Consider the following 23,441-nt stretch of genomic DNA (forward strand, 5'->3'; position numbering starts at 1 on the left):
GTGATCCGTGGCACTTTCCGGTACGGGGCTCAACCCCTGGGGCGTGATGTACGTCATCCCGTGCAAGCGCGCATCCTGCCCAATTGCGGTACAGGATGCGGCATATGACAGCGGCTGTTCCGCACGCGTCCGGTCCGCCGTCATTCCTTTGTGACGGCGCCTGACGCTATGGTCCCCGTCGGTGGATCGAGATCCCTCGACCCGCCATGCCCTCGGGGGGAGGGAAGGAACCCAAGACGATGCCCGTACCCGTACCGCGGCAGAGAGCGATCCCCGCCGTGGAAGGTGGTCAGGCTCACGCCGCGTCTTCACCCGGCGGACCGGCGCAGGCCGCGCCCGTATCCGGCACACCCGGCGTACCCGGCACACCCGGCGCCCTTGGCACCCCGCCCGGCCCGGAGTCGTCCTCCTTGTCCTCGGCGAGGCGCGGCACCGACGCCGACACCGCCCCGCTGACGCTGCTCGTGATCGAGGACGACCCGGCCGGCGCGCTGACCGTGCCCGAGCTGCGGGACGCGACCGGCCGACAGATCCGTGTGCGTACCGCCCGCAACCTCACCGAGGCCGAGCGGCTGCTCACCGACGACGTCCAGTGCGTCCTGCTCGACCTCGCGCTGCGGACGCCCGGCCCGCCGACAGGCTTCACGGCCGCGACCGCCGCTGCGATCACGACCGCGGCCATGGCGGAGCGGCCGGAACAGGCGGCGAAGGCGAACGGGGACGCGGCCACGGACGCGGCCACGGACGACGAGCTGGCCACGCTCCGGCACGTGCTGCGGCTCTCTCCCCGGCACGCCGTCCTCGCGCTCACCCCGGCCGAGGACACCGACCTCGGCATGGCGGCCGTACGCGCCGGCGCCCAGGACTACCTCTTCCGCGACGAGCTGGACAGCCGGCTGCTGAGCCGCGCCGTCCGCTACGCGGTGGAGCGCAAGCGTTCCGACCGGGCCGAGCGACGGCTGACCGAGTCCAGACTGCGGGCGCAGGAGAACGCGCGGCTGGAGCGCGGCCTGCTGCCCACGCCGCTCCTGGAGGGCTCGTCGCTGCGGTTCGCCGCGCGCTACCGGCCCGGCCGTTCGCGCGCGCTGCTCGGCGGCGACTTCTACGACACGGTCCGCACACCCGACGGCACCGTGCACGCCATGATCGGCGACGTCTGCGGGCACGGTCCCGACGAGGCCGCCCTCGGTGTGGAGTTGCGGATCGCCTGGCGCGCGCTGACCCTGGCGGGCCTGTGCGGCGACCGGCTGCTGTCGACACTCCAGCAGGTCCTGGAGCACGAGCGCGACAGCGACGAGATCTTCGCGACGCTCTGCACGGTGGACATCGCACCGGACGGCCGCCGCGCGGGCCTGTGCCTGGCGGGCCACCCCGCTCCGCTGATCTCGCGCCCGGCCAGGTCCCGGACCCCGGCCGGCGGCGCCCGGACCGGCGGGACCGAGGTCGCCGGCGCGCCTCCCGTCGCCGAACTGCTGCCGTACGAGAACGGCGGCCCGGCACTCGGTCTGCTGCCGAACGCGCGGTGGCCGCGCCAGCAGGTGGAACTGGGCGGCGAGTGGAGCCTGATGCTGTACACGGACGGCCTGATCGAGGGCCGGACCGGTGAGGGCAGGGAACGGCTCGGCCAGGACGGGATGGTGGACATGGTCCGCCGCCAGCTGGCGGAGGGCCTGCGCGGCGAGGAACTGCTGCGGGCCGCCGTGAACGAGGTACGGGACCTCAACGGCGGCGAGCTGACGGACGACGTGGCGGTACTGCTGCTGGACCGCGTGGCCTAGAGCCCGTTATTCGCGGGGTGCGGACGCGGAGATGCGGACGCGGAGATGCAGGCACGGAGGTGCGTACGCGGAGATGCAGGCACGGAGGTGCGTACGCGGAGATGCAGGCACGGAGGTGCGGACGCGGGGTGCGGGGTGCGGACGCAAGGTGCAGGCGGCCGCGGGGGGGGGGGGGAGAGGAGGAGGGGAGCGTCAGCGCCCGCCGTTGTAGGGCCCGTACGGACCGTCGCTGCTGCTTCCTCCGCCCCGACGGCCGCCCCGGCCGCCGCCCGACACCTGCCTGAGGGCGGGCCGGACGTCCACGAAGAAGACGATCGTGGCGACGAGGCCCGCGATCTGCAGGAAGACGATCGGCACCAGCAGGTTCACGGCCACCGTGACACCCAGGATGATCAGCCAGAACATCTTGTTCTGCTTGTTCGCGGCGCGGTAGGCGTCCTCACGGGCCAGCACGGCGAGGACCAGCGCCGCCACCGCAAGCACCAGCATGGCGGTGAAGATCAGCCACATGAGGCCGCCGAATGCCGTCAGGAGCACTGTGCCCACCACCCGAGTCTGGTTGTCGTCGCTACGCGGTCACCGTACCCGCAGAACGGGCCGGGAACTCCGATAGTGCCCGGAGTGCCCGGCCCGTTCGCCGGCACGGATCCGCGCGGCGGCGTACGCATCGCGCGTCCGCCGCTCGCCCGCCCTACTTCGCGGGCGGCGTGCTCTTCTTGGCCGTCGTGGTGGTCTTGCGGGCAGCCGGGGCCTTCTTGACCGGGGCCTTCTTCGGCGCGGCGGCCTCGGCCTCGGCCGCGACGGGCTTCTCGATCGTGCCCTCGCCCGGCTCGGGGCTCGGCTCGACCGCGATGGCCAGCTCCTCGATCTCCTCGGCCGCCTCGCCGCGCCAGGTCTTCACGGTCTGCTCGCCGTGCTCGGCGACCTTCTCGTACGTCTCGCGCGCCTTCACGGCGTACTCGGCGGCGACGCCGACGCTGCGCAGGGCGAGGTCCTGGGCGGTCTCACCGATCTTCTTCAGGTCGGTGTCCAGGTTGCTGATGAAGCCGTTCACCTTGGTCTGGAGGGTCTCCTGCGCGCCCTTGGCGCGGGCGGTGGCCTTCTCCTGGACGGCGTTCGGGTCGATGCCCCGTACGGCGTCGATGCGGGCCGGCGCCTCGGCGCGCAGCTGCTCGACGAGACCCGGCACCTTCTTGGCCTGCTGGATGGCCAGATCGGCGGTACCGGCGGCGAAGTAGAGCGGGGTCGGGTCGCTGAAGGTCTTGCGCAGGTCGTCGGTGATGGCCATGGTGATGGTCCTCCCGGAATCGCTGTGACGTGGTACGTGAGGGTTTTCGTGCGGGTCGTGCGGGTCGTGCGGGTCGTGCGGGTCGTGCGGGTCGTGCGGGTCGTGCTAGTCGCTCTGCGCGGCACCGCTGCCGTCGGCCGTGCGGGGTCTGTCCTCCACGAGGCCTCCCGCGTCCGCGCCGGCCTCCGCCTCGCTCTCGGTCTCCGTCCCGGTTTCCGTCTCCGTCTCCGGGACGTCGTCCGGAGCATCCTCGGCAGCATTGATCTCGAACCCGTTCTCCTTGCGAAAGGACTCGTAGATCTGAAGCAGCACCTGCTTCTGCCGCTCGGTGAGCGTCGGGTCGGCGAGGATGACGGCACGCGTCTCCACCTCGTCCCGGTCTCGCTCGGCGTCGAGGATCCCGGCACGGACGTACAGCGTCTCGGCGGAGATCCGCAGGGCCTTGGCGACCTGCTGCAACACCTCCGCGCTCGGCTTGCGCAGCCCGCGCTCGATCTGGCTCAGATACGGATTGGACACCCCGGCGGCCTCGGCGAGCTGCCGCAGACTCAGCTGCGCGTTGCGCCGCTGGTCCCGCAGGTACTCACCGAGATTGCCGACGTTGAGCGATGCCATGCCCCTACGGTGCACCATCCCCGCTAACTTTTGCAAGCACGTGCTTGCAAAAGTGCGCCACGCCACTCCGTGCGGGGAGCGGTTGCATAGGATCGGCGGCATGGCGCTACGACCCGTTCAGGTGAACATCAAGGCTGTCGATCACTCGGCGGTCGGCCGGTTCTGGGCGGAGGCGCTCGGCTGGAGCGCCTACAGCCCCGGTGTGACCACCTACGTCGGACCCGCCGGCGGCCTGGTGTGGCCGGACCCCGTCGTCGTCGGCATCGACGTCGTGCCCGTCCCGGAGCCCGGGACGGGCACGAAGAACCGTGTGCACCTCGATCTCGCCACCTCTTCCGCGGCCCACCAGGCGGAGTTGGTCGCGCGTCTCCGGGCCCTCGGGGCGACGCCCGCCCAGGTGGGCCAGGGCGAGGTGCCGTGGACGGTCCTCGCCGACCCGGAGGGCAACGAGTTCTGTGTGCTGGAGCCGCGGGAGGTCCACCGGGACACCGGGCCGATCGCCGTGGTGGTGGTCGACTGCGCGGATCCGCGGGCCATGGCCCGTTTCTGGGACGCGGCGCTGGACTGGACCCTGCAGGAGGTGTCCGACGAGCACGCGGTGCTGCGCTCCGCCGAGGGTGTCGGACCGTATCTCGAGTTCCTGCGCACGCCCGGCGCGAAGACCGGGCCGGACCGCGTCCACCTCGACCTGCTGCCGTACCCCGGTGACGACAAGGAGGCGGAGGTGGCCCGGCTGCGGTCCCTCGGCGCCACCGACCTCGACCTCGGCCAGGGCGCCGTGCCGTGGACGTGCCTGACCGACCCCGAGGGCCACGAGTTCTGCGTACTCGCCCATTCCTGACGCGAAGCCCTCTGACGCACCGGCACCCCTGCGACCGCCACAGCCACAGCCACAGCCACTACAGCGGTTACGACCGCTGTAGTCGCCTGCGGTACTCCCCCGGTGATGTCCCGGTCGCCCGCCGCCGTCGGCGACGAGGACCACGTCCGGCGCCATGACGTCCATCAGCTCCAGCAACCGCCCGGTGCGCAGCGCCGCCAGGAACCGCTCCGCCACGGCCTGCTGCTCCGACCTGCTCACCCGCGCCCTCGGCCGCCGGGCCGCCACGTGCTCGCGGGCTCGCCGCGCGACCTGCCGTACCGTCGCCACGGACTTCCCGACGACCTCACCGATCTCGCCGTACGGCGTCTCGAAGACCTCGTGGAGCACGGACACCGCCCGCTCCGTCGGGCCGAGCGTCTCCAGCACGGTCAGCATCGCGATCGAGACGCTCTCCGCGAGTTCGACGTCCTCGGCGACATCAGGGCTGGTCAGCAGCGGTTCCGGCAGCCACTCCCCCACGTGCTCCTCACGGCTGCGCGACACCGTCCGCAGCCGGGTGAGCCCTTGCCGGGTGAGCCCCTGCCTGGTGACGATCCGGACGAGGCACGCCCGCGGATCGCGCACCTGCGACCGGTCGACGCCGGACCACCGCAGCCAGGGCTCCTGCAGTACGTCCTCCGCGTCGGCCGCCGATCCGAGCATCTCGTAGGCGACGGTGAACAGTAGGGCGCGGTGGACGACGAAGGGATCGCCATCGGCTTCACCGGCCATCCCGGTGACGGTGACGGTGACGCCGGACCCAGGCGGTCGAGCAGGCCCGCGTACAGCTCGTCGGTCACGGTCGGCGGCGTGCTCGTCATGGCGTCGACGTACTCCAGCACGTCCCGCTCCAACCGTGTGAACGCCTCCGACTCCCGCCGGCGCGGCACCTGGCTCGCCTTGGCCAGGTCCAGGTTCTTGCCCAACACCTGGAAGTAGTTGACGTCCAGGCACCAACCGCAGCCCACCTGCGCGGCCACCGCCATGTGCGCGAACGTCTTGAGGCCCTCGTCGGCCATGCTCCATCCGGCGATGCCGCTGCCCAGGTTCCCGGAGTCCCGGGCGGCCTCAGGATGGTGCGCCGTCGCCGTACGGGAGTCGGCTACCAGATGATGATCCCGCCGCCGACGGCCAGCGCACGCCGCGCCGCGTCCACGATGTTGTCCAGGCACCGGCTCACGTCGTCGGCGTGCGGGGAGAGGGACTTGCCCGGTCCTGTCCCAGGCCCCGTCTCCGCCCCCGCTCCCGGCTCCGTCCCCGTTTCCGGTTCCGCGCGCATGTGCTCCGCGATCCGCGCCAGATCCGTACGGATCAGATCGCACTCGGCGATGAGGGCGGCCACCTCGTGCGGCGCCACGGCGAGGTCCTCCGTGGCCAGCCGGGGAAGGAAGCGCGCGCCCAGCGAACGGACCGGCCCGGACCCCCACACCTCGGTGCGCCACCGTTCCCGGCCCGCCGCGTCGGAGCATCCGGGCGGAACGTCCAGCACCTCGATGCCGCCCTCAGCACGGGGCACGTACACATCGACCGCGAGACTCATGTCAGAGAGTCGACCACGGACGGGGGCCGGAGGTCCACCGTCCCCCTCCGGTCCGGAATGGAAAGACAAATACATTGCCTGTACGCACGAATTCCCCTACCCTTTTCTCCGTGACTGCCGGGTCGGCCATTGGCCAACGAACAGTAGGGTTCCCGGCCTCCGAGTGAGGCCCGGGCGGGCCAGAGGGCCGCCCCCTTCTTCTCAAGCTCTTCTTCTCGAGCGCGCGTGAAGCAGCCGCGCGCCGAGGCGTATCCGCGTGTGCGCGCACCCGTCGCGGTGCACCACCCCGTTACGGCGTACCACCACCACCGTCGCGGTGCACCACGCCGCTGCACACCGAGCGCGCACACCGCATACGCATACGCATACGCACACGCAGACCGCACCCCCTCCCGCGGGCGGGCCCGATCCCCCCGCGGCGATTCCCCCTGCCCTTTTGCAGAATTCATCCAGCAGAAAGAAAAGAATGCCCACCGACTTCAACCAGCAGGTCATCGAGGAATTCCGGGCCAACTCCGGAAAGGTCGGCGGCTATTTCGAGGGCGCCCGGCTGCTCCTGCTCACCACCACGGGAGCCCGTTCCGCCGAGCGGCACACCACCCCGGTCGGCTACTACCCCGACGGGGACGGCCGCGTGCTGGTCATCGCCTCCGCCGGCGGTGCGCCGAAGCATCCGGACTGGTTCCACAACCTCGTCGCGCATCCGCACGTCAACGTCGAGACGGGCGTGTTCACGTACGGGGCCGAGGCCGAGGTGCTGAAGGGGACCGCACGTGACGAGGCCTTCGCCCGCGCGGTCGAGGCCGACTCCGGCTGGGCGGAGTACCAGGCGAAGACCAGCCGGGTGATTCCGGTGGTCGTGCTGCACGAGATCGCGACCGGCGGGCCGCCGAACGTCAGCACCTCCTCCATGGGCGAGTACGTCAAGGCGATCCACGACGCCTTCCGTCGCGAACTCGCCATCGTGCGGCGGGAGATCGGCGACGCGGGCCCCACCCTCGGCGCCCAGCTGCGCATCAACTGCCTGACCTTCTGCCAGGGCCTGCACAACCACCACACCGGCGAGGACATCGCCATGTTCCCGTTCCTCGCCGAACGCCGTCCGGAGCTCGCCCCGGTCCTGGACCGCCTGCGCGAGGAACACGTGCGGATCGCCGCCCTGACGGCGGAGTTGAAGCAGGTCATCGGTACGGAGTCGGCGGATCCCCGGCACGTGCGCGACGAGGTGGAGCGGCTCAGCACCGCGCTGGAGGCCCATCTGACGTACGAGGAGGAGCAGTTGATCCCCGTGCTCGACCTGCCGACCGGAGCCGTCCACTAGGACCGCCGCCGCCTGCCCGGCCCGCACGCCCCGCACGACCCGTCCGGACTGGGGGGGGCGTGCGGGCCGGCCCTCGCTAGAACGGCAGCGGGCGGGCGTGGACGACGTCCAGCCTGGACACCGCCCGCGTCAGCACCACGTACAACAGGTGCAACCCGCGCCCCCGGCCCCGCCCTCCCCCGCACCCCTCCGCGATCGCGGCCGGCTCCACGGCGACGACGTGGTCGTACTCGAGCCCCTTCGCCGCACCGGCTGCCAACACGGTCACCCGTGAGCCGAGCTGTTCCACCCGGCCGGCCTCGATGCCGGCGGCACCGAGCGCCTCCCGCACCCGTGCGACGTCCGGGTCCGCCGTGACGACCCCCACGGACCCTTCGTACGTGAGCGCGCGGCGGACGGCCTCGACCGTCCCGTGCGGCACGTCGTCCGTGCGGCGGATCCGCAACTCGCCGTCCCTGCGCAGCGACCGGCCCGGGGGCACCCCCACGTCCAGCTTGGCCAGTACGCGGTTCGCCAGCTCGACGACCGCCTCCGGCACCCGGAACCCGGTGGTCAGCGGCACCACGGACGCCTCCGGCTTCCCCAGGTGCGCGAGCTGCTCGCCCCACTCCCGGGCGGCCCACGGCGTGGTCCCCTGAGCGAGGTCACCGAGGACCGTGACCGACCCGAAGACGGCGCGGCGGCCGATCGCGCGGCACTCCATGGGTGACAGGTCCTGTGCCTCGTCGACCACCAAGTGGCCGTACTGGGCCGGGTGTCCGATCAGTCCTGCGACCTCGTCGAGCAGGACCAGGTCGGCCGCCGACCAGCGGGCGGACTTCCACGACCGGGGCGGCCTCGTCCACAGGAGCGCCTGCCGCTCGTCCGCGTCCAGCACCCCGTCCGCCGCCGCGGCCAGCGCGGCCGGCTCGGCCAGCAGCCCGGCGACGACCTCCTGCGGCCGCACCCCGGGCCACACCGCGTCGACGTACGCGCTGACGGGCCGCGCCCGCGAGACCTTCTGCAGCCAGGCGCCGGTCCGGGGTCCGGCCCGGCGTTCGGCCCGCTCCTGCACGTACCGCACGACGCGGGTCCGTACGCGCTCACGCCCGGTGGCGTACGGCGGCTCCTCGGCCCGTACGTCGGCCACGATCCGCGTGAGCACGGCGGCGGGCACCCGCCAGCGGTACGTGCCGTCGGGCACGGTGAGGTCGTCGCGCACGGCGGCCGGGTTCACGCGGGCGTACAGCGCGCGCCGCAGCACCTCCGCCATACGGGCGTCGTGCTTGACGACGGCGGTGCGCTCGCCGTCCTCGCCACCCACCGGATGCCGGCCGATCCCGATGCCGATGTCGCTGTCGTTGCCGATGCCCTTGCCGATGTCGATGCCGATCTCATTGCTGATCTCGTTGCCGATCGTCGACTGCCGTACGCCGGTCTCGCCGAGCGCGGGGAGCACTTCCGAGATGTAGGAGAGGAAGGTGGGGTTCGGTCCGAGGATCAGCAGTCCGCCGCGCCGGATGCGCTGCGGATGGGTGTAGAGCAGGTACGCGGCCCGGTGCAGCCCGACGGCCGTCTTGCCGGTGCCAGGAGCGCCCTGCACGCACACGGACACGGCGAGGCCGGCCCGTACGAGGTCGTCCTGGTCGGGCTGGATGGTCGCGGCGATGTCACGCATCGGGCCGACGCGGGGGCGCTCGATCTCGTCGGCGAGGATGCGGCTCTCCGGGCTGCGGTGCCGGGGGAGGCGGCCCGTGAGGTGCTCGTCCTCCAGCCCGGTGAGGTCGGCCGACTCCCCGCGGCTGCCCGGGGCCCAGCCGAAGCGCCGCCGCACGTCCACGCCCTGTGGATCACGGGTGCTCGCCTGGTAGAAGGCGCGGGAGACGGGGGCACGCCAGTCGACGACGAGGGGCGGGGCGGCGGGATGCTCGCTGATCCGCCGACGTCCGACGTGATAGCTCTGCCCGGCGTGGTCGCCGGCGGTCCCGCTGTCCGTCCCGAAGTCCAGCCGTCCGAAGAACAGCGGCCCTTCGGGCAGTTCCCGCATCTCCTTCGCCCGGCTCCGGAGCACGTACCCGAGCACTTCGGCGTCGGCGCCGGACGCGGACACGTCCTCTCCGGTGACGACGTGTTCCTGCGCTCCGTCGACCATCGCGGCGAGGGCGGCGCGGCAGAGGTCGTGGTGAACGCGCTCATGGCGGAGCCGGGCGGTGGGGGCATCCGCGAGGGAGGGGTCGGTGGACGTCATTCGACCGAGGGTACGCGAATAACGTAACCAAGTTAAAGTTTTTACTCCGTAACGGAGTGAGCGGTCATGTGCCGGGCGTCGCGTACTCCGGGAGCCCCTGTGCCAGCCGCGCGAAGGCGCCCTCCGCCGCGGCGACGGCGTCCCGCCGTACCGCGGTGACGTCCTCGCCGTCCGCGATGCGCCGCCAGCTGTCCATGGCCAGGATCCGCCGCACGGCGACGATCTGGCCGGCGGCGAGCCGCGCCCGGAGGGTTCCGCCGAGCGCGGCGGCGAGGGCGGCCTCGGACCGCTCCAGGTACTCGTAGAGCCGCGCCACGAGGGACGGCGTCCCGTACAGCAGCCGGTGGAAGGCGAGGACGTGCGGGTCACCGTTGACGCCGGTCACCGGGTCGCCGTGCTCGATCCCGGCGAGGTGGTGCAGCCGCAGGGCCTCGATCGCGGACCGTCCGGGCGCCCGTTCCGCGACCACGCGCGCGGCCTCGGTCTCGTGGTCGGCGAACCGGTACAGGACGAGGTCCTCCTTGGAGGGGAAGTACCGGAAGAGGGTCGGCTTGGAGATCTCGGCGGCGGCGGCGACCTCCGCGACGGAGACCTTCTCGAACCCTTTCTCGAGGAAGAGCGAGATGGCGATGTCGGAGACGTCGCGGTACATCCGGAGCCTCTTGCGCTCACGCAGCCCCATGGCACCCGCCGCGCCCCTCCCACCGGAGACACCCCTCGCATCGGCGGCACCACTCACACCGCCGGCACCACCCGCACCACCGGCGTCCGCCACACCCGTCTCACCCATGCCCCGAGCCTAGCCACCTCCCGGACCCCCGCCGTCGCCTTGGAGCGAACCGGAAACCGGAGCTACGGGCGGGTCGCCCTGCTGATCCGGCTCAGTCTGCGGCGCCTCGCCGCCAGCGCGGGACTGCCGCCAGACTCCACAGGTCGTCGAGATGCTTGTTCCACGTCTCCACGACGACGCGTGCGTCGTCATTGCCGCCCCGGGCCCACACACTGAGTTCCGTGTTGTATCCCTTGGGATCGTAGAACTCGGGATCGGTGCTCCGTTCCACGGTTCGCGCGACCACGTTGTAGAGGCCGTGCAACACCTGTTCCCGGTTGAAGATGCAGATCTTGTCCCTCGGTATACCGGGGTAGAGACGATATTCGCACTCCGCCGTCACCCGGCCCGCGACCGTGAGCCGCTCCACGATCGCCGACAGCCTCTGGTCGTACACCTCGCACTTCGACTCCAGGCCTCGGCGGAACATCGGATCGTCCACCGGTGCGCCGTCGGGTCCCACACGCGAGGGGACGGTCATCCGCTGCTCGAAGTCCGGAATCAGGATCCGCACGGAGACGTGCCTGGTCGGCCCGGGATCGTCCAGGAGGCCTTCCAGCCGGTGATACAGCTCGTTGTAAAGCGTCTCCCCCGTGTAGCCGAGGAACCGGATCTCCACCTCCCTGGCACGGAACGCCGCGGTCACGAAGCCGCCGAGCTCCCGCGACTGGACGCGAGACTGTGGCGGCAGCCGGAGGGACGTGGCCAGTTCCCGTACCGAGTCGTACAGAACGTAGCCGACCAGACTGAGCAGGGAGCCGCCCAGGGCCGCCTTGCCCTCAAGCGCATCGCCGACGGGTTCGAAGAACTGGGCCACGAGCCCGACGGCGAACATCCCGAGAAGCAGGATGCGGGTCACGACCGGCTCGAAGCGCGCCTGAAAACGCCTCAGGCGTTCGCCACCACGTAGTGCAGGATCATTCCGCGCACCGGACATCGGCGTCCCCCTTTGAACCGGCCGGTCCGGCGCACCGCTTCACATTCCGACCGACAGCCTCACCCGCCTGGTGGTGCCATCGTCCCCATGTGGCAGCGCACGGACAAGATAGGGGTTCGACAGTTCACGCGAGGGAAGTCCGAGCGATCCCTTCGCCGCCCGCAACGTCATCCCGTACGACTGCACCGCTCGACTGACGTTGGGGGCGTCGAGACTCGCGCCCGTGACCAACCGGTCGAGGTCCACGTAGGCCGAGCGGACCGTCTCGATGCGCCGGTAGACCTGCCAGTCGCTCTCCCAGCCCTTCGTGTACGTGCTCGGCAACCCTTTGACCCAGCGGCGGAACATGCGGTCGCGAATCTCGGGACGGGTTGGCGTGAGGTGCATGTGCCGGACGAGGTCGTACAGGGGATCACCGACCAGAGCCATCTCCCAGTCGATGATGGTCAGCGCGTACGCGTCGTCGCGGCGTACGAGGTTCCAGGGGTTCAGGTCGCCGTGCAGCAGGGTCGGCTGCCGCGGGGTGACCCGGTGCCGCGACAGGATCTCGCCCAGCCGCCGCGCGTTCGGCAACCCCAGCACTCCGGCCAGCTGCTGGGACTCCTTGGGCAACCCATCGACGAGCAGCACGAGTTGGCAGTTCAGCCAGGTGGAGAAGTCCCCGTCCTGCGCCCACTCCGTGGCAATCGGGTCCACCGACACGAGGTCGACCCGGGTGAGCGCACAGAGCTGGTCGACAAGACCGTCCGCCTCACGGGGCAGGAGACCGTTCACCGGGTGACTGGGGGGCTGGTCGTCGTCGCGTGCGCCTTCATAGGTGTGAATGGCGAAGGGGTCCCTCACATGGCTCTCGCCCAGCGCGAGGATCCTCGGGGCCGTCGCTGCGATCCCGGACCGCTCGATGGCCGCGAGGACGGCATGCTCGCTCAGGAATCCACGCTCACGACGGCAGACCGATGCCACTTTGCGCCGCACCATGACGGGGAACTCCACGCCTGGCACGCGCACGACGGAGTTGAGGTGGGCCGTTCCCTTGAACACCCGTTGAGCCGGCGCCGCGCCTTCGGCGATCAGGGCCTCGACCACGGACGAGCGAGGGAAATCAGGGTGCTCGGGGATCCGTTCGTCCGGCGTCCACCGGTACACCGTGGCCGTTCTGCCGGTGCCCGGCCGACGGCCGAGGCGGGACGCCTGCCACCGGACAAGGACGCGTTCGACCTCTGCTTCGTCCGGTACTCGGACGAGCCGCAGGGGATCGGCGGCGGCCCTCAGCGCCCTGGTGACCGATGCGGTCGCCCGGTCCAGATTCTGCTGGTCGAGGGAGTGTTCCAGTGAACGCGCCGCCCGCATCACGTCCGGATAGACGGACTGCGCGCGCTCGAATGCCAGATAGTGGCGGAGGTCCTTGGAGAGGCCGTTCGCAGCCAGGGGCCGAGTGGTCTGCACGGCTGTCACCCAGGCTTCGACGACCTGGTCCCACTGGAAATCCGGGTACTGCATGCGGACCAGATGCGTGGCCAGGTCGTGAAGGGGGTCACCGTACGTCGCGAGTTCCCAGTCCACGCAGATCAGCGGCGGCTCGCCCCGGTAGGTGACGATCACGTTGTCCCGGTGGAGGTCAGCGTGGAGCAGGCTGTACGGGCGCCGGGCCATGGCGGGGACCCGCTCGGCCAGCCGGACGAGGGCGTCGTCGGGGATGCCCAGTGCGGCGAACAGACCGCCGAAGGCAGCCCAATTGGGCTGACGGATCTGGCGGTCGGCGAGATACGCCAGCGTGCGCAGAAAAGCCCGGCTGTCCTTGTCGTTGGGCGGCCAGTCGGCGGGCAACGGGGGCAGCGCCTCCTTGCGCACCTGGGACATCTGCGCCAGGAGACCGGCCAGGGCACCGATCAACATGCCATCGACCGGCTTGCCGTTGGGACAGACCATGGAGAGCGGGACACCCTCCACATAGCTGTGAACGGCTGAGTCGTGCCGCTGGGCCAGACACTGCGGCACGTTCGGCAGGGCATCGCCGATGGCGGCGAGGATTTCCGCCTCGTGCTCCCATGTCCTGATGACCACCGGCACGACCTCCGGCCGGCGAATCCGGACGGTCACGCTCGTGCCCGGTTCACGCCCCACCCGACGCGCCATCGATTCGGTCAGAGGCAGCACATAATTCTGGTTGTGGTGGCCACTGCTCACCACTCCGACCTGTTTCGCCCGTTCCACGAACTCGTCGTAGGCAGCATCGGCGACGCTTGGTTCCCATGGGGCATGGCTGGGAACCGTGGATGTGCCCACGGGCAACTCCTGTGACTGAGGTTGCGCAAACCCTAAACGCCGTTGAATACGGCTGACGCGCCGGGTTCGTCTCAATGAGGTAAACCTCTGGTAGGACCCGAGGGAACGGTACGCCTCACATTGCCCCTTATCGGCCCAACGGAGATCAGGTCGCCAGCAAGTTCCATACGGAGTCGAACCAGGACTGCATGGTGTCGACGTAAACCGATCCGGTCGAGTTCGGATCATCGTCCGCGGCGTAGTGCATGAGAGTGGCTCCGACACCGAGCACGTCAAGGGCATCGATCTCCTCACCGTCCTCCAGGACGATGCGCCGCTCGGTCACCTTGTACAGCCCGTGCAGTGCGGCCGAGCCGTTCAGCATGTACAGCTTGAAGGCCGGCGTCAGCGGTGCGTGGCGAATCTGCAGGTCGACGGCCGGGACAGCACGCTGGACCCTCAGCTCTTGAAGCACCTCCCGCAACGAGGCCGCATGGCGGCGGGTGAGGGAGAGCAACCGTGCCTTCACCCGCGGATCGTCCGGCGTCTCCATGGACCGGGGATAGGGAAGGTCCAGTTCCTCGGCGGGCAGCAACATGCGCAGTGAGATGCGCTGTGGCGCGATCTGCTTGGCGCGGATCCGCTCCGCCTGGACCCGGATGTGGGCGTCGAGGGACTCCGACGTCAGGGTGTAGACGTCGAGCGAGACTTCAGGCTCCTCGAAGGCTTCGGCGATGATCGGTCCCAGCATGACTGCCCGACCTTGCGCCGAGGGCCTCGGCGTCACGGGCTGAATGCGCTGGACCTTGACCACTCGTGATCCACTGCCCTGCCTGGATTCGATCCAGCCCTCGCTGACGAGCTCCCTCAGTACCCGTTGGACGGTGTCGCGGGAGACCCCGAACTCCGTGGCCAGCACGCGCTGCGGCGGCAGAAGGGCACCCACGGCGTACGTCCCACCGACCATGCGGTTGCGCAGTTCCTCCAGGACGCGCACGAATTCCCTGCCGCCCTCGCCGCTCCGCTCGTCACTCACACGGCGAACGTACCTCTTCCGGCCTGTCGACAAACCGGATTTCAGTCAAATCGGCAGTCCAACTTGAAAGTTGGTTAAGGGATCTGCTCACCCGGGGACACCAAATTCAAGGCAACCAGTCCAATTGGACCGCTTGTTGATCGCTTCAGTGAAGTAAACGGGGTGGGGAACATGGTCTTCTTCCAACTACTGGGCGCTTGCATCAGGCTCGCCCTCTCGCAGCTGGTCCAGTCGAGGCTCGGATTCACCGGGCTGGTCCTGCTGGCCCTCCTGCTGGTGGGGGTGCGGGCCGGCCACCCGCGATTGGCCTGGTGGTCGGCCGGGCTCTTCTTCCTGCTGACACTCCAGTTGCAGGCTTGAGCCACCTCACGACCGGCTCCGGAGAACCCCCAGCACCGGCTCCAACGAGGCCACCACGTACCGGGCCCCGGCGTCCCGCAGCAGTTTCTCCTTGCGCTCGTTGCGCGCGTAGCCCAGGAACGGGACTCCGGCCGATTCGGCGGCCAGGTAGTCCGACGGGGCGTCGCCGATCATGAGGGCGGACCGCGGGGCGGCGCCGAGGGCGTTCAGGGCCCGGTTCAGGCAGTGCGGGTGCGGTTTGAGGTGGTCCAGGTCCTGGGTGCGGCCGTAGATGTTCGGCGCGAAGCAGCCGGACAGGCCCCGGCTCTCCAGGTAGGTCGCCGCCGTGCGGGGCGAGTTGTTCGTCGCCACGGCCAGCCTCGCCCCCACCGCGCTCCAGGTCCGTATCAGCGGGTCCGCGAACTCGGTGGGCCAGGCGGAGGGCGCCGCCTTGAGTTCCTGCTGGGTGAGGCGGTCCTCCAGCTCGACCACCAGGTCGCTGTGCGGATGGCGGCGGTTGACCGCGTACAGGACCGCCATCGGGTCGGGGTGGACGCGTTCCTGCGCGGTGAGCAGTTCGCGCAGGCCCTGGCGTTCGAGCCATTCCACCAGGTCCTTCGCCACGTCCTGCGCCGAATGCCCCGCGAAGAGCCGGCAGATCGGCCCGTCGAAGTCGAAGAGGACGAAGCGGGCCCGCTCGATCACCGCGCGCAGGTTCTCTGTCTCTGTAGCCACCGGACCAGTCTGCTTCGTATCAGGAGTCACTAGGAGAGTGTCAGGTCCGTCGTGATGGTTTCCCAGAGGCCGTCGAACCACTTCTGCGACTCCTCCACGAACGCGGCGTCGCGCTGCCCCGACCGCGTCCAGAAGGAGAAGAGGAGGGACTTGGAGCCGAGCGCGTCGTACATCTCCAGGGTCCGGCTCTCGTACGGCTCCTCGCGGCGCGTGAGGACGTAGTAGCCGATCAGCGCCTCGGCTCCGTTGAGCAGGTAGAGCTTGACCGGCGGGGTGAACGGCAGGGCGCGGAACGTGACGTTCACGTCGATGCCGTGCGAGGAGCGCAGGGCGTTGAGGTTGTGCCGCAGGACATGGGCCTGCGCGTTGCGCATGTCCAGCCAGCGCTGGTGGACCGGGTCGTCCTCGGCGGTGCTGTCGACGGAGACGGGGAAGGCGAGGGTGATCTCCCGGGACGGCACCAGGATGCGGACGTCGATCGACTCGGGGCGCAGGGTGCCGTCGTGGATCCGGCGGACCGGGTCCCCGATGGCCAGCATCAGCGTCTCGGCCGTGTGGCACACGACGTCGATACGCACACGCTGCGCGCCGAACGCCTCCACCAGCCGCGGCGCCAGCCCCACCATCGTCGGCTGGGGCTCGTCCCGCGTCGGGGGCACGTCCGCGATGCGGGGCGGACTGCCCTTGCTGACGTTGCTGAGGAGGCCGTCGTCCTGGAGGGCGCGCAGGGCCTGGCGGACCGTGCCGCGTTCCACGCCGAACTCCTCGGCGAGCTCGGCCTGGGTGGGCAGGCGGTCGCCGGCGCGCAGGGTGCCCGCGCGTATGCGGTCGCGCAGGATGTCGGCGATCTCCTGCGCCGAAAGCTTTCTGCTGTCGTTCACTGCCACGTTCTCCTGGGTCACGACCAAACGCTACAACCTGGGCCCATCTAAAGGGACTTGTTTGAAAGTTGTTTGCGACTAGGTACCAACTGGGGATAACTTAAGCATAGTTGGTAACCAACTTCAAAGAGATGGCGGAAGTTCCGCCTCCTCTCGCAAGGAGTTGGCACGTAGGAAGGTTCCGCATCCGTACCGCACGATCCGAAGGAGGATCCACCATGCCCGCCATCGCCCTCTTCTCCGCCCTCCTCGTCGTCGGATTCGAACAGTTCGTCGAGTGGCGGTTCGGCCTGGGCGGCGCCGTAGGACTGCTGCTGCTCACCGTGGGCCTCAAGGTCAGAAGCCCCACCTGCAGCTCCGTCGGGGCCGTCGTCCTGGCCCTGATATTCACAGGACCGGCTCTGTGACCTGCGGGAACCATCCGCAGCTCACACCGCGCGAGCCCAGCTCGAAGCAGGCCGTACCACCCGTGGGAGATCTCAGCCCGTGAGCACCAGCTCCGAGCTGATGGTCTCCCACAGCGCGTTGAACCACAGGTGCGACTGTTCCACGAACGTCGCGGCGCGCAGCCCCTCGCCCGGCTCGAAGGCGAACAGCATCGACTGGGTCCCCTCCGCGTCGTACGTCTCCAGGTACTCGTGGTCGATCTCCTCGCCCCGCCGCTCCAGCGTGTAGTACGCGAAGAGCGCCTCCGCCTCGTTGAGCAGGTACAACTTCACCGGCGGGGTGAACGGCAGGGCCCGGAACGTGATGCGCACGTCGATGCCGTGCGTCGCCCGTAACGCCAGCAGGTTGTGCTTGAGGACCTGGCCCTGGGCGTTGCGCTGGGCCAGCCAGCGCCGCTGGACCCGCGCCCCGTCCCCCGTCGCGTCCACCGCCGCCGGGAAGGCGAGGTCGATGTCACGGGACGGCAGCAGGACGCGGACGTCGATCCTGGCCGGTTTCATTCGCCCCTCGTGGATGAGCCGCAGCGGTTCGCCCATCGCGAGGGTCAGCGAGACGGCCGTCAGGCACAGCGCGTCGATCGCCACGTGCGGCGCCGAGAAGGCGTCCGTGATGCGCGAGGCCAGCGCCACCATGGTGGTCCGCGGCGGGGCCGCCGGCCCGGTCAGCGCCTTGTCCACGTCCTGCGCGACCGTCGCCGGGCTGCCCTTGGACACGTTGGACAGCAGGTTCTCCGACTGCAGGATGCGCAGCGCCTGCCGCACGGTCCCGCGCTCGACCCCGAACTCGTCGGCCAGTCTGGCCTGCGTGGGCATGCGCGCTCCCGCCCGCAGCTCACCCGACAAGATCCGGCTGCGCAGCTCGTCGGCCACCTCGTGGTGCGACCTCTGCGAACGCTGTGTCTGCTGTGCCCTGTTCCGCCCGTTGACGGCGGCATGTTCCGGGTCCACGACCGAACCCTACAACTTCGCGCCATCTTTGGGCAGTTACCGCGAAGGTGGTTATGAGACGCATCCAAGCGGAGATAACTTCATTGAAGTTGGTGACCAACTTCAGCAACATGGTCAAACTTCCGGGGGGTTGGCCACCGGGGTCGCGAACGGCGACCAGGTGATTCGGTCCCGGCGGGGGTTGCCGCCCCGTCCCGAAGGAGGGACCGCATGCCGCTCGTAGCCATCGTCGTCGCCGTCCTCGCCATCGCCATGGAGCAGCTGCTCCAGGTCAAGTACGGAGTGATGGGCGTCGTCGCCTTCGTCGCCCTCGCCATCGGAATCAAGGCCAAGAACTCAATGATCGGCGGCATCGGGGCAGTGATCCTCGTGGTGCTGCTCGCCCAGTCCGGCTGATCGGACCTCACCGTCCGGCAGCCGGCCGACCGGGTTCCCTTCCGGAGGGGAGCCGGGAGCCCGGTCGGCCGCACCACCGCGGAACGGTCCGCCGTCCGCGGAAGCAGGACCGACGACACAGCAGGACCGACAACAACTGAACAGCTACGGAGCACCACACGCAGCACGCAGACCGCGGCAAACACACCGGAGGATGTTCAGAAGATGTCCGGGCACCACGGTCGCCTGGATGTACGCAGCAGGGCGTCGGCCAGCCGGGCGGCGCCCTCTCGTATCTCCTGGACCCGGCCCAGCGCCGCGAGCCGGACCGCCGACTCGTCCCCGAGCCACAGCGACCCCAACCCGGCCACCGGAAGGACCAGTTCGGCCTCCTCGGTGGTCCGCGCGCAGCTCGCTCCCTCGGGCGAGGCGTCCAGCCGGTACCGGCCCCGGGCGAGTCCGGCCGCGTCCGTCACCTCCAGGACGAGGGCGCCCGTCGCCCCGTATGTCCGGGCCTCCAGCGCCGCCACGACGTCCAGGATCCGTACCCACAGCCAGTCGGCCTGCGTGGTGATCGCCGCCGCGCGCGGGTCGGGGAGCAGGTGCGGCAGCAGGTCGTCGGCGGCACGCCGGCCCGTCCGGACGGCCGTGACCCAGTCGATCGAGCAGACGTGCTGCCACAGGGCGCGTTCCGCGGCCGGCGAGACGGCGATCAGGTCCTTGACCTGCGCGGTCTGCAGCGGCTGCTTCGCGTCCCCCCAGTGGTCGTCCACCGTGTACGTGAGCAGGCCCTCCGTCTCGCCCCGCGCGTTGCGGTACACGGCGTGGAACGGCTCGGTCCAGGCCGCCCGGTCCGGCACCGGCCCGCCCGTGGCCGTCTGCCACCACCGCTCGCTCCGGTCGATCGCGCCCGGCTGCGAACGCCTGAGCCGCTCGTGCAGCTCCGGCCCGTTCTTCCGTACGTCGTCGCCGTCCACGAGGTCGACACGGCCGCCGTCGCCGGGTCCGGCCCACCGGGGGTCGAGCCCCGTCCGCGGGACGTCGACCGTCCACTCGGCGGTCGTGGTGGCCGCCCCGAACCCGTACCGGCCGTAGATCGGGTACTCCGCGGCGATCAGCGTCGCCACCACGTCTCCGCGTTCCCGCGCGGCCGCCAGGTCCTGGGCCATCATCCGCGTGAGGATGCCCCGGCGGCGGTGGGTCGAGGTCACGGTGACGTTCGAGATCGCGTCGGCCCGTACGGCCGTGCCGCCCACCGCGGTGATCTCCTGCGCGAACGACCGGAAGGTCCCCACGCACCGCTGCCCGTCGAAGGCCCCCAGCGTCCGCTCGGGCACGATGTAGGTGCTGCGGTCCGCGATCTCCGCCTCCGACGGGCCGGGCGGCCGCAGGAACCCGGTGTTCATGGCGCGGATCCAGTCGGGGATCTCGTCGGCACGGATGGGGCGTACGTCGATGTCGTCGCGCGAACTCATGGGGTCACGCTAGGCATACGGCGCGGGAGGTGTCGTGCGGATTTCACACCCCGGGACCGGACTCGGGACCGGACCTCGGGACCGGACTCGGGACCGGACCTCGGACCCTGGACCCCGGGACCGGCTCCGCGGCCGGGCCCGGGAACCGGCTACATCAGCAGGTCGTCCACCTGGGCCTCGCCCTCCCGGTACCTGCGGGCGATCTCCGCGCTGCAGTCGTCGGCCGTCCGCTGCAGCTCCTGCCGCCGTCGTGAGACCTGCTGCTCGTAGCCCACGAGCCGCGCCATCCCGGCGTTCAGCTCCGCGTCCGTACGCGCCTCCAGGTCCGACAGCTCGACCTCGGCGAGCATGTCGGCGGCCAGCAGCCGGTACTCCTCGCCGTACGGCGTCCCGACGGTCACGTGCCGCGCCGACGAGCGGTGCCGGGCGGGCGCGTCCGTCAGGATCTCCGACAGCCGCGCGACGACCGACGCCTCCTCGACGACAGGGGTCCCGGGGCCGCCGGCCCGGCCCCCCCGGGGACCCGTACGCCGCCCCAGCTCGGCCCGCAGGATGTCGATCCGGCCCTGCAGCAGCCGTCGTACGTAACTCAGATCGGCCTCGTCCCGGTGCGCGTCCCGGCGCAGACCGCGCAGCTCCGGCAGCCGCAGGCCGCCCAGCGGTGACGCGGGTTCCGGCATCGGGCTGTCCGTCCGCTGGGCCGGCGGACCCACCCGGGTCAGTGAAACGGGCCCGGGTGACCGCCCCGTACTCGGTGTGCTCATGTGCCTCGACCGTCCCCTCGACCGGCGTGTGTGAGCATCGTGCCACCCCAAGTGGCCGCTATGTGACCGAGTGCCCCCGATCGGCCCCAGATGGACTGTTAAGGAGCAATACGAAAGACCCTGTACGGACGCCGTACGGGCGCCGACCGGACGCACGGCATGATGGTCCGTATGCGTGCGGTGGTGCAGAGGGTGGACGGCGCGAGCGTCGTCGTGGACGGCGAGACGGTCGGGGAGATCGACGGCGAGGGGCTGTGCGTCCTCGTCGGGGTGACCCATGAGGACACGAAGGAGAAGGCGGCCCAACTGGCCCGCAAGCTCTGGTCCGTGCGGATGCTGACGGACGAGAGGTCGTGCTCCGACATCGACGCGCCGCTGCTCGTCGTCAGCCAGTTCACCCTCTACGGGGACGCCCGCAAGGGCCGACGCCCCACCTGGAACGCGGCGGCCCCCGGCGACGTGGCCGAGCCCCTGGTGGACGAGGTGGTGGCGCAACTGCGTGCACTGGGCGCGACGGTGGCCACGGGAAGGTTCGGCGCGAAGATGCGCGTCTCGCTGACGAACGACGGCCCGTTCACGGTGCTCGTCGAGATGTGAGTCCCGGGCAGCAGCGGGTGCCGCGGGGGCCCGCCTAGGGCTCGACCACGACCTCCTGGGCGGCGGCCGTCGTGTCGGCGACCAGCCGGGCGTCCAGCGGGACGTTCCGCTTGACGAGGCCGAGGGCGATCGGGCCGAGCTCGTGGTGGCGTACGGAGGTCGTGACGAAGCCGATCTTGCGTCCCTCCGGTCCCTCGTCCGCGAGGCGCAGCTCCGCGCCGTGCGGCGGCAGGAGGACCTCGCTGCCGTCCAGGTGCAGGAAGACGAGCCTGCGCGGCGGCTTGCCGAGGTTCTGGACGCGGGCGACGGTCTCCTGGCCCCGGTAGCAGCCCTTCTGCAGATGCACCGCGCTGCCGATCCAGCCCAGCTCGTGCGGGATGGTGCGGTGGTCGGTCTCGAAGCCGAGCCGCGGGCGGTGCTGCTCGACGCGCAGCGCCTCGTACGCGAGGAGCCCGACCGCCGGACCGTGCCCGCCCGCGTCCTTGCCGGTGTCCCGGGCGAAGGACTCCAGCTCCGCGCGCGGCAGGAACAGATCCCGCCCGTACGACGTCTCGCGCACGACGGCGTCCTCGGGGGCCGCGGCGATGGACCCGGCCGGCAGGTGCACGACCGCGAACTCGCCGGTCCGGTCGGTGACCTCGACGCGGTAGAAGAACTTCATCGACTCCAGGTAGGCGATCAGCGCCTCCTGCGTGCCGGGCTCGACGTGCGCCCAGGTCGTCGTCCCGTCGTCGACGAGGTACAGCGCGTGCTCGACGTGGCCGTTGGCGGAGAGGATCAGCGCCTCGGTTGCCTGCCCCGCCGGGAGGTCGCTGACGTGCTGGGTGAGCAGCAGGTGCAGCCAGCTCAGCCGGTCCGCACCGGTGACGGCGACCACCCCGCGGTGCGAGAGGTCCACGAAACCGGTGCCGTCGGCGAGGGCACGCTGCTCGCGGAACAGGTCGCCGTAGTGCGCGGCTACGCCTTCGTCCACTCCCTCGGCGGGAACGGCACCGGGCAGGGACAGCAGAGGGCTCTTCATATCCACACAGCCTACGACCGCGCCGGTGCCGTTTTTATTTCTTGGCACCCGTGACATCCGCGGCGTCCGGCTCCGCCGCGCAGTCCGCGCAGCGGCCGAAGATCGCGAAGTGCTTCATGTCGGTGACGAAACCGAAGGTCTCACGGAGCTTGGCGGTGAAGTCGGCGGCGACCTCGATGTCCGCCTCGATGACGTTCGTGCAGTCCCGGCAGACCAGGTGGATGTGGTGGTGCCGGTCCGCGAGGTGGTACGTGGGCGCCCCGTGCCCCAGGTGCGCGTGCGAGACCAGCCCGAGCTCCTCCAGGAGCTCCAGGGTCCGGTACACCGTGGAGATGTTGACCCCCGACGCCGTCCTGCGCACTTCCACGAGGATGTCGTCGGGAGTCGCGTGCTCCAGGGTGTCCACCGCTTCGAGCACGAGCTGCCGCTGGGGCGTCAGCCGGTAGCCGCGCTGCCGCAGATCGCTCTTCCAGTCGGTGTCCGTGCCGGTGCCCGTGCCTTCGGTGCTGCTTCCAGTGCTCACCACACCCGGAAGTCTAGGACTACTTGAAGAAAGCGATCCCGTCGTCCGGCATGTCGTCCGGGAGGGCCTTCGCCCAGCGCTCGACGTCCTCGGGGCTGACGACCTTCTTGAGCTGCGCCGACATGTACGGGCGCAGGGTGACCTCGGGGGTCTGCTTCTCGCCGACCCACATGAGATCGCTCTTCACGTAGCCGTACAGACGCTTGCCGCCGCTGTACGGACCCGAGGCGGCCGTCCGGGCGACCGCGTCCGTGACCAGGTCGATCTGCGGCTTCTTGTCGGCCAGCTCGCCGTACCAGACCTCGACCACGCCGTCGTCGCGGACCATCACGACCTCGACCTTGCGGTCCTTGTCGATGCGCCAGAAGCCCGATTCGGACTCCAGCGGGCGCACCTTGTTGCCCTCGGCGTCGAGGACCCAGGTGTGCGAGTGGTACTCCAGGAAGTCCCGCCCGTCGTGGGTGAAACTGACCTCCTGGCCGAAGTTGCACTTCTCGTCGCCGGGGAAGTCGTGGACGCCCGCGCCGGTCCACTGCCCGAGCAGGAAGACGAGCGGGACGAGGTCCTTGTGCAGGTCGGACGGGATCTCGATCATGAGGTCGGCAGTTCCTAGGTGGGGGTCAGCGCTGGCCCTGGTAC

Annotated in this window: 24 protein-coding genes and 2 pseudogenes; 7 read left to right on the top strand and 19 right to left on the bottom strand. The window is 70.4% G+C overall.

Annotation, left to right across the window (positions count from 1 at the left end; genetic code table 11):
- The first annotated feature begins 239 nt into the window (after positions 1-239).
- Entirely contained in the window at positions 240-1,778 is a 1,539-nt protein-coding gene (locus QFZ75_RS17695; protein ID WP_307538083.1) for a PP2C family protein-serine/threonine phosphatase, read from the top strand.
- Positions 1,779-1,970: 192 nt separating this feature from the next.
- Here QFZ75_RS17695 and QFZ75_RS17700 read toward each other — a convergent pair whose 3' ends face one another.
- The 3 genes from QFZ75_RS17700 to QFZ75_RS17710 all read right to left on the bottom strand — a co-directional run bounded on the left by QFZ75_RS17700 (position 1,971) and on the right by QFZ75_RS17710 (position 3,681).
- Positions 1,971-2,315 (bottom strand): DUF2516 family protein, encoded by a 345-nt coding sequence (locus QFZ75_RS17700; RefSeq protein ID WP_307544577.1) that lies wholly within the window; start codon positions 2,313-2,315, stop codon positions 1,971-1,973.
- 154 nt (positions 2,316-2,469) lie between these two features.
- A complete protein-coding gene (locus QFZ75_RS17705; RefSeq protein WP_307538085.1) occupies positions 2,470-3,066 on the bottom strand; it encodes a hypothetical protein in 597 nt (198 codons plus the stop codon).
- A gap of 105 nt (positions 3,067-3,171) precedes the next feature.
- Complete coding sequence (locus QFZ75_RS17710) at positions 3,172-3,681, bottom strand: helix-turn-helix domain-containing protein (RefSeq protein WP_307538087.1); 510 nt, start codon at positions 3,679-3,681, stop codon at positions 3,172-3,174.
- 100 nt (positions 3,682-3,781) lie between these two features.
- Here QFZ75_RS17710 and QFZ75_RS17715 point away from each other — a divergent pair, with 100 nt between their 5' ends.
- Positions 3,782-4,522: a VOC family protein gene (locus tag QFZ75_RS17715; RefSeq protein WP_307538088.1), complete on the top strand. Its 741-nt coding sequence runs from the start codon at positions 3,782-3,784 to the stop codon at positions 4,520-4,522.
- A 117-nt stretch (positions 4,523-4,639) separates the two neighbouring features.
- Here QFZ75_RS17715 and QFZ75_RS17720 read toward each other — a convergent pair.
- From QFZ75_RS17720 to QFZ75_RS17730, 3 genes and pseudogenes are all read right to left on the bottom strand, one after another.
- Positions 4,640-5,275: pseudogene (locus QFZ75_RS17720) on the bottom strand (sigma-70 family RNA polymerase sigma factor); the annotation flags it as partial.
- A gap of 17 nt (positions 5,276-5,292) precedes the next feature.
- Positions 5,293-5,568: pseudogene (locus QFZ75_RS17725) on the bottom strand (carboxymuconolactone decarboxylase family protein); the annotation flags it as partial.
- A gap of 77 nt (positions 5,569-5,645) precedes the next feature.
- Entirely contained in the window at positions 5,646-6,083 is a 438-nt protein-coding gene (locus QFZ75_RS17730) for a hypothetical protein (protein WP_307538090.1), read from the bottom strand.
- A gap of 466 nt (positions 6,084-6,549) precedes the next feature.
- Here QFZ75_RS17730 and QFZ75_RS17735 point away from each other — a divergent pair, with 466 nt between their 5' ends.
- On the top strand, positions 6,550-7,404 hold the full coding sequence (locus QFZ75_RS17735) for a nitroreductase/quinone reductase family protein (RefSeq protein ID WP_307538091.1): 855 nt from the start codon (positions 6,550-6,552) through the stop codon (positions 7,402-7,404).
- Positions 7,405-7,480: 76 nt separating this feature from the next.
- On the opposite strand, the gene QFZ75_RS17740 is transcribed toward QFZ75_RS17735, so the two are convergent.
- From QFZ75_RS17740 to QFZ75_RS17760, 5 genes are all read right to left on the bottom strand, one after another.
- Entirely contained in the window at positions 7,481-9,631 is a 2,151-nt protein-coding gene (locus tag QFZ75_RS17740) for an AAA family ATPase (protein WP_307538094.1), read from the bottom strand.
- A gap of 64 nt (positions 9,632-9,695) precedes the next feature.
- Positions 9,696-10,313 carry a TetR/AcrR family transcriptional regulator gene (locus tag QFZ75_RS17745; RefSeq protein WP_307544579.1) on the bottom strand — a complete coding sequence of 206 codons (618 nt, stop codon included), beginning with the start codon at positions 10,311-10,313 and terminating at the stop codon, positions 9,696-9,698.
- A gap of 199 nt (positions 10,314-10,512) precedes the next feature.
- The gene (locus tag QFZ75_RS17750; RefSeq protein ID WP_307538097.1) at positions 10,513-11,397 is read right to left on the bottom strand and encodes a hypothetical protein; all 885 of its coding nucleotides are present in this window, start codon (positions 11,395-11,397) and stop codon (positions 10,513-10,515) included.
- Between the two features lie 39 nt (positions 11,398-11,436).
- Positions 11,437-13,683 (bottom strand): aminoglycoside phosphotransferase family protein, encoded by a 2,247-nt coding sequence (locus QFZ75_RS17755; protein WP_373465892.1) that lies wholly within the window; start codon positions 13,681-13,683, stop codon positions 11,437-11,439.
- 145 nt (positions 13,684-13,828) lie between these two features.
- On the bottom strand, positions 13,829-14,698 hold the full coding sequence (locus QFZ75_RS17760) for a winged helix-turn-helix domain-containing protein (protein ID WP_307538100.1): 870 nt from the start codon (positions 14,696-14,698) through the stop codon (positions 13,829-13,831).
- Between the two features lie 162 nt (positions 14,699-14,860).
- Between QFZ75_RS17760 and QFZ75_RS17765 the strand changes: the two genes are divergently transcribed.
- The gene (locus QFZ75_RS17765) at positions 14,861-15,058 is read left to right on the top strand and encodes a hypothetical protein (protein WP_307538102.1); all 198 of its coding nucleotides are present in this window, start codon (positions 14,861-14,863) and stop codon (positions 15,056-15,058) included.
- Between the two features lie 6 nt (positions 15,059-15,064).
- On the opposite strand, the gene QFZ75_RS17770 is transcribed toward QFZ75_RS17765, so the two are convergent.
- Positions 15,065-15,802, bottom strand: coding sequence for an HAD family hydrolase (locus tag QFZ75_RS17770; RefSeq protein ID WP_307538103.1), 738 nt, complete (start codon positions 15,800-15,802; stop codon positions 15,065-15,067).
- Positions 15,802-16,653, bottom strand: coding sequence for a GntR family transcriptional regulator (locus QFZ75_RS17775; protein ID WP_307538104.1), 852 nt, complete (start codon positions 16,651-16,653; stop codon positions 15,802-15,804). The genes QFZ75_RS17770 and QFZ75_RS17775 overlap by 1 nt, the downstream gene beginning before the upstream one ends.
- 218 nt (positions 16,654-16,871) lie before the next feature.
- Between QFZ75_RS17775 and QFZ75_RS17780 the strand changes: the two genes are divergently transcribed.
- Positions 16,872-17,060 (top strand): hypothetical protein, encoded by a 189-nt coding sequence (locus QFZ75_RS17780; protein ID WP_307538105.1) that lies wholly within the window; start codon positions 16,872-16,874, stop codon positions 17,058-17,060.
- Positions 17,061-17,132: 72 nt separating this feature from the next.
- Here the strand turns inward: QFZ75_RS17780 and QFZ75_RS17785 are convergent, their stop codons facing one another.
- Positions 17,133-18,047, bottom strand: a complete 915-nt coding sequence (locus QFZ75_RS17785) for a winged helix-turn-helix domain-containing protein (protein WP_307538107.1) — start codon at positions 18,045-18,047, stop codon at positions 17,133-17,135.
- 210 nt (positions 18,048-18,257) lie between these two features.
- On the opposite strand from QFZ75_RS17785, the gene QFZ75_RS17790 reads away from it, so the two are divergent.
- Positions 18,258-18,443: a hypothetical protein gene (locus tag QFZ75_RS17790; RefSeq protein WP_307538109.1), complete on the top strand. Its 186-nt coding sequence runs from the start codon at positions 18,258-18,260 to the stop codon at positions 18,441-18,443.
- A gap of 197 nt (positions 18,444-18,640) precedes the next feature.
- Here QFZ75_RS17790 and QFZ75_RS17795 read toward each other — a convergent pair whose 3' ends face one another.
- Both QFZ75_RS17795 and QFZ75_RS17800 read right to left on the bottom strand, forming a co-directional pair.
- Complete coding sequence (locus tag QFZ75_RS17795; RefSeq protein WP_307538111.1) at positions 18,641-19,897, bottom strand: GNAT family N-acetyltransferase; 1,257 nt, start codon at positions 19,895-19,897, stop codon at positions 18,641-18,643.
- Positions 19,898-20,046: 149 nt separating this feature from the next.
- Complete coding sequence (locus QFZ75_RS17800) at positions 20,047-20,661, bottom strand: hypothetical protein (RefSeq protein WP_307538112.1); 615 nt, start codon at positions 20,659-20,661, stop codon at positions 20,047-20,049.
- Positions 20,662-20,832: 171 nt separating this feature from the next.
- Here QFZ75_RS17800 and dtd point away from each other — a divergent pair, with 171 nt between their 5' ends.
- Entirely contained in the window at positions 20,833-21,258 is a 426-nt protein-coding gene (gene dtd, locus QFZ75_RS17805) for a D-aminoacyl-tRNA deacylase (RefSeq protein ID WP_307538114.1), read from the top strand.
- A gap of 34 nt (positions 21,259-21,292) precedes the next feature.
- Here dtd and QFZ75_RS17810 read toward each other — a convergent pair whose 3' ends face one another.
- The 3 genes from QFZ75_RS17810 to QFZ75_RS17820 are packed head-to-tail and all read right to left on the bottom strand — an operon-like array spanning position 21,293 to position 23,397.
- Positions 21,293-22,279 carry a folate-binding protein YgfZ gene (locus QFZ75_RS17810; RefSeq protein WP_307538116.1) on the bottom strand — a complete coding sequence of 329 codons (987 nt, stop codon included), beginning with the start codon at positions 22,277-22,279 and terminating at the stop codon, positions 21,293-21,295.
- A gap of 34 nt (positions 22,280-22,313) precedes the next feature.
- Positions 22,314-22,805, bottom strand: a complete 492-nt coding sequence (locus tag QFZ75_RS17815; protein WP_307538118.1) for a Fur family transcriptional regulator — start codon at positions 22,803-22,805, stop codon at positions 22,314-22,316.
- Positions 22,806-22,821: 16 nt separating this feature from the next.
- Positions 22,822-23,397: an FABP family protein gene (locus QFZ75_RS17820; RefSeq protein WP_307538119.1), complete on the bottom strand. Its 576-nt coding sequence runs from the start codon at positions 23,395-23,397 to the stop codon at positions 22,822-22,824.
- Positions 23,398-23,441 lie beyond the last annotated feature (44 nt).

Source organism: Streptomyces sp. V3I8 (assembly GCF_030817535.1).
Taxonomy (GTDB): Bacteria; Actinomycetota; Actinomycetes; order Streptomycetales; family Streptomycetaceae; genus Streptomyces.